We start from the raw sequence: 7,011 nt of genomic DNA, 5'->3' as shown, positions 1-7,011 counted from the left end.
CATCTCAACCTACCCTCACCCCGCGCCCGCTCCGCGGGCTGCCCCCTCTCCCAACGGGAGAGGGGAGGTGTCACGCCGTCGGCTGCGGGTCCTTCTGCGGCACGCCCGACACCGCGGCAACCTCGGCGGCGAAGTCCGACGCTTCCTTCTCGATGCCCTCGCCGAGCTGGAAGCGGACATAGTCCTTCAGCACGATCGGCGTGCCGGCATCCTTGCCGGCCTTGGCGACGACGTCGCTGATCTTGGTCTTGCCGTCCATCACGAACAGCTGACTAACCAGCGCGTGCTCCTTGCGGTACTTGGCGATCCCGCCCTCGACCATCTTGGCGATGATCTCGGCCGACTTGCCGCTCTCCGCCGCCTTCTCGGTGGCGATGGCACGCTCGCGCTCGATCTCGGCTTCGTCGAGGTCAGCCTCGTTCAGCGCCTTGGGAAAGGCGGCGGCGATGTGCATCGCCAGCTGCTTGCCCAGGCCCTGCAGCACCTCGTCCGACGCCTCCGATTCGAGCGCGACCAGCACGCCGATCTTGCCGAGGCCGGGCGACTGCTGGTTGTGCATGTAGCTGACCACGGTGCCCTTGCTCACCTCCAGGCTGCGCGCGCGGCGCAGCGACTGGTTCTCGCCAATGGTCGCGACGTTGTTGGTCAGCACCTCGGCGACGGTGGTGCCCGACGGCATCGCCTCCGCCTTCAGCGCCTCGACATCGCCGCCGGTCGCCAATGCGATCTGCGTGACCTCGCGGACGAACTGCTGGAACTGGTCGTTCTTGGCGACGAAGTCGGTCTCCGAATTGACCTCGATTGCCGCACCACGGGTACCGCTGACGGCGACGCCGACCAGCCCCTCGGCGGCGGTACGGCTCGACTTCTTCTGCGCGGCGGCCAGACCCTTGGTGCGCAGCCAGTCCATCGCCGCGTCCATGTCGCCCGACGTCTCGTTCAGCGCCTTCTTGCAATCCATCATCCCTGCGCCGCTCTTCTCGCGCAGGTCCTTGACCATCGAAGCCGTGATGTCGGCCATGTCGCTAATCCTCTAATCTGAATGTGAGTGCGGGCGGGACGGAGCTCCTCGCCCTGCCCCACCCGCATGTCGTTGGCGTGACGGGATCAGGCGGCCGGCTGCTCGGCCTCGACCGGCTGCTCGGCACCAGCGGTCTCGGCCGGAGCCGGCTCGGCGACCGCCTCCTCTGGGATCGGCTCGGCCATCGCGCCCAGGTCCGCACCCGAGCGGCGCTGCTGCTCCTGGTTACCCCGCGTGGCGGCGATCGCGATCGCCTCGCAATACAGCCGGATAGCCCGGCTCGCGTCGTCGTTCGCCGGCACCGGGAAGGCGATGCCATCTGGCGAGACGTTCGAATCGAGGATCGCGACGACCGGGATGCCCAGCGTGTTGGCTTCCTTGATCGCCAGTTCTTCCTTGTTGGCGTCGATCACGAACATGACGTCGGGGATGCCGCCCATGTCGCGGATGCCGCCCAGCGACATGTCGAGCTTGTCCTTCTCGCGGGTGAGCTGAAGGACCTCCTTCTTGGTCAGGCCGACCGTATCGCCCGCCAGCTGCTCCTCCAGGCTCTTGAGCCGCTTGATCGAGTTGCTGATCGTCTTCCAGTTGGTCAGCATCCCGCCGAGCCAGCGATGGTTGACGAAATGCTGGCCGGAACGGCGCGCGGCGTCGGCGACCGGCTCCTGCGCCTGGCGCTTGGTGCCGACGAACAGCACCTTGCCGCCCGACGCCACCGATGACGACACGAACTCCAGCGCGCGCGCGAACAGCGGCACCGTCTGCGACAGGTCGAGGATGTGAACGCCGTTACGGTCGCCGAAGATGTAGGGCTTCATCTTCGGGTTCCAGCGATGCGTCTGGTGCCCGAAGTGCGCGCCGGTCTCGATCAATTGCTGCATGGAAACGACAGGAGCCGCCATGATGTATTCCTTTGCCGGTTGTGCCTCTGGGAAGCGGATGACGCATGGCCTTTAAGGCGCGCACCGGTGAATGATGCTTCCCATGTGGGGTTGAGGGGGCGCGGTTAGCGGATCGACACGTTGAATTCAACCACAGTTTGGAGCTTGACTTTGGAACGTAGAAGGAACATAGGGGGCCTCAAGAGGGATCGGCTTGGGCTTGGAAGGACGACAAGGCTGGAGCACAAATCGCCAGCATTTTTGATGCAGGCATGGAACCTCTTGGAATTTCGGCGGTTTGCGAACTTATCCACAGGTAGTTCGCGTCAGGGAGGCGAACATGGCAATCATCGGTTTCATCGTTTTTGCAGGAGCGCTGGCCCTGTCGATCGCAGTCATCGCGCTGATGGTGGTGCCGCAGTGGCAGCGTATTGCGTTGCTGGCGATGGGCAACATGGAAACGGGTTTTGCCCCTCTGGAGCGGCTTGCCGTGGCGGAGCGGCGGATCGCGGTGAGGCGCTGGGCCGCACAGCCGATACCGCCGGCGTTCATCCGGTTGCGCGAAGCCGCCTGACCCTGGCGTAGCTGGCGATACTGAATGGTATCATCAGCATATAGCCGACGACCATGACGCAGAGGCTGTGCCAGGGGGCGGACACCAGCGCGGCCCCGACCACCACCACCACGGCGATCGCCTCGAAGCGGATGTGACGACGCAGGCGAAAGGACGACCAGCTATAGGTCGCGACGCTTGACACCATCAGCATCGCGACCAGCAGCGTCCACGGACCCACCAGATAGGGTGAAGCAAATACCGGCTCATCCGTGCAGAACCATAGGTAAAGCGGCAGCAACGCCAGACCTGCTCCGGCCGGAGCCGGAACGCCGGTCAGGAACCCGGCAGACTTGTGCGGCTGTTCGCGCTCATCGATCTTCGCATTGAAGCGCGCCAGCCGCAGAGCGCAGAACACCGCCAGCACCAGCGCGCACGGCCAGCCGAACCGCGGCAAGCTGGACAGCGACCAGAGGTACAGGATCAGTGCGGGCGCGACGCCGAACGAGATCGCGTCGCTGAGCGAATCAAGCTCCGCGCCGAACCGGCTCTCGCCGTGCAGCATCCGGGCGATGCGGCCATCGATGCCGTCGAGCACGCCGGCCAGCATGATCATCGCCACCGCCGCCTGCCACTCGCGACCGATCGCGAACCGTACGCCGCTCAGGCCCGAGCACAACGCCAACGCCGTGACCGCATTGGGCGCGACCGCGCGCAGCGGTAGCCCGCGGACCGGCCGCCGCAGCCGGCGCAGCCGGCGGTCGATCGACGGCTCAGGCAGCATTACTGCGACAGGCCCATGGCCGGGCTGCCGCCGACCCGGCCGATCACCGTCTCGCCGGCGATCGACCGCTGCCCCAGCACCACCTGCGGCGCGCAATCGTCGGGCAGGAACACGTCGACGCGGCTGCCGAAGCGGATCAGGCCGATGCGCTGCCCGGTCGCGACCATGTCGCCCGGCTTGACGAACGGCACGATCCGGCGGGCGACCAGCCCTGCGATCTGGGTGAAGCCGATGCGCCGACCGTCGCGGCCCTCGACGACGATATGCTGCCGCTCATTCTCCTCGCTCGCCTTGTCGAGGTCGGCGTTGAGGAACTTGCCGGAGATATAGACGACCTGCCGGATCGTACCGGCGATCGGCGTGCGATTGATGTGGACGTCGAACACCGACATGAAGATAGACACCCGCACCAGCGGCGCTGCGCCCAGATCGCCGATCAGCTCGCGCGGCATCGGCACCCGCTCGATCATCGTGATCAGCCCGTCGGCCGGGGCGACGATCAGCCCGTCCCCAACCGGCGTGGTGCGCACCGGATCACGGAAGAAGGTGGCGACCCACAATGTCACCCCGACCATCGGCCAGAACAGCACATGGCTGACGACCGTGGCGAGCAACGTCAGCCCGGCGGCGATCGCGACGTATTTCTGTCCCTCGGGATGAACGGCGGGGAAGCGCCACTTGACGGTCGGGGTGGCGACCCCGGATTGCGGCTGCAACGAATTCATGGGCCGGCGGTCTAGCCGCGCGCGCCGGGCGAGACAACCACAGGCGGTTGATCGTCGCAGGGCGAGCCCCTAGAGCCGCGCCATTCCCTCCCTCACAGGACGTGCAGCATGGCGAAGATCAAGGTGAAGACGCCGGTCGTGGAGATCGACGGCGACGAGATGACGCGGATCATCTGGCAGTGGATCCGTGAGCGCCTGATCCTCCCCTATCTCGACATCGACCTGAAATATTACGACCTCGGCATTGAGAAGCGCGACGAGACCCACGACCAGATCACGATCGACTGCGCCAACGCGACCAAGGAGTTCGGCGTCGCGGTCAAGTGCGCGACGATCACCCCCGACGAAGCCCGCGTCGAGGAGTTCGGGCTCAAGGACATGTGGAAGTCGCCCAACGGCACCATCCGCAACATCCTGGGCGGCACCATCTTCCGCGAGCCGATCGTCATCAAGAACGTGCCGCGGCTGATCCCCGGCTGGACTCACCCGATCGTCGTCGGCCGCCACGCCTTCGGCGACCAGTATCGCGCGACCGACTATCTGGTGCCCGGCCCCGGCAAGCTGCGGCTGGTGTTCGAGGGCGACGACGGCACGGTCATCGACCGCGAAGTGTACCAATTCAAGACGGCGGGCGTCGCGCTGGCGATGTATAACCTCGATGAGTCGATCCGCGACTTCGCGCGCGCATCGATGCACTATGGCCTGAACCTCAAATGGCCCGTGTACCTGTCGACCAAGAATACCATCCTCAAGAAATATGATGGCCGCTTCAAGGACCTGTTCCAAGAGGTGTTCGAGGCCGAGTTCGCCGACAAGTTCAAGGAAGCCGGCATCGTCTATGAGCATCGCCTGATCGACGACATGGTCGCGAGCGCGCTCAAGTGGAACGGCCAGTTCGTCTGGGCCTGCAAGAACTACGACGGCGACGTCCAGTCGGACCAGGTCGCGCAGGGGTTCGGCAGCCTGGGGCTGATGACATCCATCCTGCTGTCGCCTGACGGCAAGACGGTCGAGGCGGAGGCGGCGCACGGCACCGTCACCCGCCACTACCGGATGCACCAGCAGGGCAAGGCGACCTCGACCAACCCGATCGCGTCGATCTTCGCCTGGACCGGCGGGCTGAAGTATCGCGGCAAGTTCGACGACACGCCCGACGTCACCCGCTTCGCCGAGACGTTGGAGCGCGTCTGCATCGAAACGGTCGAGAACGGCCACATGACCAAGGACCTCGCCATCCTGATCGGCCCGGACCAGCCATGGATGACGACCGAGCAGTTCTTCGAGCAGGTGCGCGTCAACCTCGAAAGCGCCATGGCGAGCTGACGTTAAGCGGCTTTCACTGGTTCCGGCGCCTGATGTAGGCGGCCGGAACCATCACGCCGCCGTTGGCTGATCGGCCAACACCGCGCGCACCGCGTCGATCGCTTCTTCCGCCTTGTCGCCATCCGGTCCGCCGCCCTGGGCCATGTCGGGACGCCCGCCGCCACCCTGACCGCCGAGCACTGCCACCGCTCGGCGCAGCAGCTCGACCGCGTTCAGCCGCGGCGTCAAATCATCGGTGACTCCGACTGCAACCGACGCGCGGCCGTCGTTGACCGCGACCGCCACGGCGACGCCCGAACCCAGCCGCCGCTTCGCCTCATCGACGGTGCCGCGCAGCCCCTTGGCCTCGAAACCTTCCAGCAGCTGGCCGACAAAACCGATCCCGGCGACCTCCTCGCTCGCTCCATCGGCTGCACCGCCGCCGGTTGCCAGTTGCTTCTTCGCCTCGGCCAGCTCTCGCTCCAGACGGCGGCGGTCCTCGATCAGCGCCAGCACCCTTGCGGGCACCTCATCGGGGGACGCCTTGAGCGCCGCCGCCGCTTCACGCAGTTTCTCGTCACGGCCGCTCAGATAGGCGCGCGCTGCCTCGCCGGTCAGCGCCTCGACGCGCCGGACCCCCGATGAAACCGCCGCCTCGCCGATCACCTTGAACAGCCCGATATCGCCGAGCGCGCCGACATGGGTGCCGCCGCACAGCTCGATCGAATAGGTTTCGCCGTCCGCCTTGGAGCCCATCGATACGACGCGCACCTCGTCGCCATATTTCTCGCCGAACAGCGCCATCGCGCCCATCGCGATCGCCTCGTCCGGGGTCATCAGCCGGGTCTCGACGGTGCCGTTGCCGCGGATTTGCACGTTCACCGCCGCTTCGGCATCGGCCAGCTCGGCGGGGGTCATCGCCGCCGGGTGCGACACGTCGAAGCGCAGCCGCTCGGGTGCGACCAGGCTGCCCTTCTGCGCGACATGCGTGCCCAGTCGCTGGCGCAGCGCCTCGTGCAGCAGGTGCGTCGCCGAGTGGTTGGCGCGGATGCGGGCGCGGCGGGCGACGTCGATGCGCAGCTTGACCGCGTCGCCGACCTTGATCTCGCCGGCGTCGATCGTCGCCTGGTGGACGAAGATGCGGCCGAGCTGCTTGAAGGTGTCGATGACCGTCGCGCTCACGCCGCCCTCGCCGGCGATCGAGCCGGCATCGCCGACCTGGCCGCCGCTCTCGCCGTAAAAGGGCGTCTGGTTGACGACGATCGCGACCGCGTCGCCGGCCGTTGCCCGCTCGATGCGGGCACCGTCCTGCACCAGCGCCACCACCTGGCCTTCGCCGCTGTCGCTGGCATAGCCGGTGAACTCGGTCGCGCCGCTCTCCTCGGCAATGTCGAACCACAACTCGTCCGATGCCTTCGCGCCCGACCCTTTCCAGGCGGCGCGAGCAGCACGCTTCTGCTCGGCCATCGCCGCGTCGAACCCGGCACGATCGACGCCGAGTCCCCGCTCGCGCAGCGCGTCCTCGGTCAGGTCGTAGGGAAAACCATAAGTGTCGTAGAGCTTGAACGCCGTCTCGCCGGCCAGCGTCCCGCCCGCTGCGAGCCCCGCGGTCGCCTCGTCCAGCAGCTTGAGCCCGCGGTCCAGCGTCTTGCGGAACTGCGTCTCTTCCTGGTGCAGCGTCGCCTCGATCAGCGGCTGGGCGCGGACCAGCTCGGGATAGGCCGCGCCCATCTCGGCGACCAGGG

At 66.7% G+C, this 7,011-nt stretch carries 7 protein-coding genes; 2 read left to right on the top strand and 5 right to left on the bottom strand.

Annotation, left to right across the window (positions count from 1 at the left end):
- Positions 1-70 precede the first annotated feature (70 nt).
- Both tsf and rpsB read right to left on the bottom strand, forming a co-directional pair.
- The gene (gene tsf / locus HUU96_RS08750; protein ID WP_174292447.1) at positions 71-1,021 is read right to left on the bottom strand and encodes a translation elongation factor Ts; all 951 of its coding nucleotides are present in this window, start codon (positions 1,019-1,021) and stop codon (positions 71-73) included.
- 86 nt (positions 1,022-1,107) lie between these two features.
- Positions 1,108-1,923, bottom strand: coding sequence for a 30S ribosomal protein S2 (gene rpsB, locus HUU96_RS08745; protein ID WP_174292446.1), 816 nt, complete (start codon positions 1,921-1,923; stop codon positions 1,108-1,110).
- A 319-nt stretch (positions 1,924-2,242) separates the two neighbouring features.
- Between rpsB and HUU96_RS08740 the strand changes: the two genes are divergently transcribed.
- Positions 2,243-2,476 (top strand): hypothetical protein, encoded by a 234-nt coding sequence (locus tag HUU96_RS08740; RefSeq protein ID WP_174292442.1) that lies wholly within the window; start codon positions 2,243-2,245, stop codon positions 2,474-2,476.
- Here HUU96_RS08740 and HUU96_RS08735 read toward each other — a convergent pair.
- Positions 2,451-3,239: a CDP-alcohol phosphatidyltransferase family protein gene (locus HUU96_RS08735; protein ID WP_174292445.1), complete on the bottom strand. Its 789-nt coding sequence runs from the start codon at positions 3,237-3,239 to the stop codon at positions 2,451-2,453. The genes HUU96_RS08740 and HUU96_RS08735 overlap by 26 nt on opposite strands.
- Complete coding sequence (locus HUU96_RS08730) at positions 3,239-3,964, bottom strand: phosphatidylserine decarboxylase (RefSeq protein WP_174292444.1); 726 nt, start codon at positions 3,962-3,964, stop codon at positions 3,239-3,241. Before HUU96_RS08730 ends, HUU96_RS08735 begins: the two co-directional genes overlap by 1 nt.
- 108 nt (positions 3,965-4,072) lie before the next feature.
- Between HUU96_RS08730 and HUU96_RS08725 the strand changes: the two genes are divergently transcribed.
- Positions 4,073-5,287 (top strand): NADP-dependent isocitrate dehydrogenase, encoded by a 1,215-nt coding sequence (locus HUU96_RS08725; protein ID WP_174292443.1) that lies wholly within the window; start codon positions 4,073-4,075, stop codon positions 5,285-5,287.
- Between the two features lie 51 nt (positions 5,288-5,338).
- On the opposite strand, the gene HUU96_RS08720 is transcribed toward HUU96_RS08725, so the two are convergent.
- Positions 5,339-7,011, bottom strand: a 1,673-nt coding sequence (locus HUU96_RS08720; protein WP_254605145.1) for an alanine--tRNA ligase-related protein, incomplete at its 5' end; no start/stop codon positions are given.

This window comes from Sphingomonas bacterium, assembly GCF_903644135.1.
Classification (GTDB): Bacteria; Pseudomonadota; Alphaproteobacteria; order Sphingomonadales; family Sphingomonadaceae; genus Sphingomonas.
The sequence above is the reverse complement of the archived record's forward strand: the minus strand, read 5'-3'. Positions and strand labels throughout refer to the sequence as shown.

Coding starts and splice junctions, on each gene's coding strand:
- HUU96_RS08725 (WP_174292443.1), top strand. CDS start 4,073: ATGGCGAAGATCAAGGTGAAGACGCCGGTCGTGGAGATCGACGGCGAC.
- HUU96_RS08740 (WP_174292442.1), top strand. CDS start 2,243: ATGGCAATCATCGGTTTCATCGTTTTTGCAGGAGCGCTGGCCCTGTCG.
- HUU96_RS08735 (WP_174292445.1), bottom strand. CDS start 3,239: ATGCTGCCTGAGCCGTCGATCGACCGCCGGCTGCGCCGGCTGCGGCGG.
- HUU96_RS08730 (WP_174292444.1), bottom strand. CDS start 3,964: ATGAATTCGTTGCAGCCGCAATCCGGGGTCGCCACCCCGACCGTCAAG.
- tsf (WP_174292447.1), bottom strand. CDS start 1,021: ATGGCCGACATCACGGCTTCGATGGTCAAGGACCTGCGCGAGAAGAGC.
- rpsB (WP_174292446.1), bottom strand. CDS start 1,923: ATGGCGGCTCCTGTCGTTTCCATGCAGCAATTGATCGAGACCGGCGCG.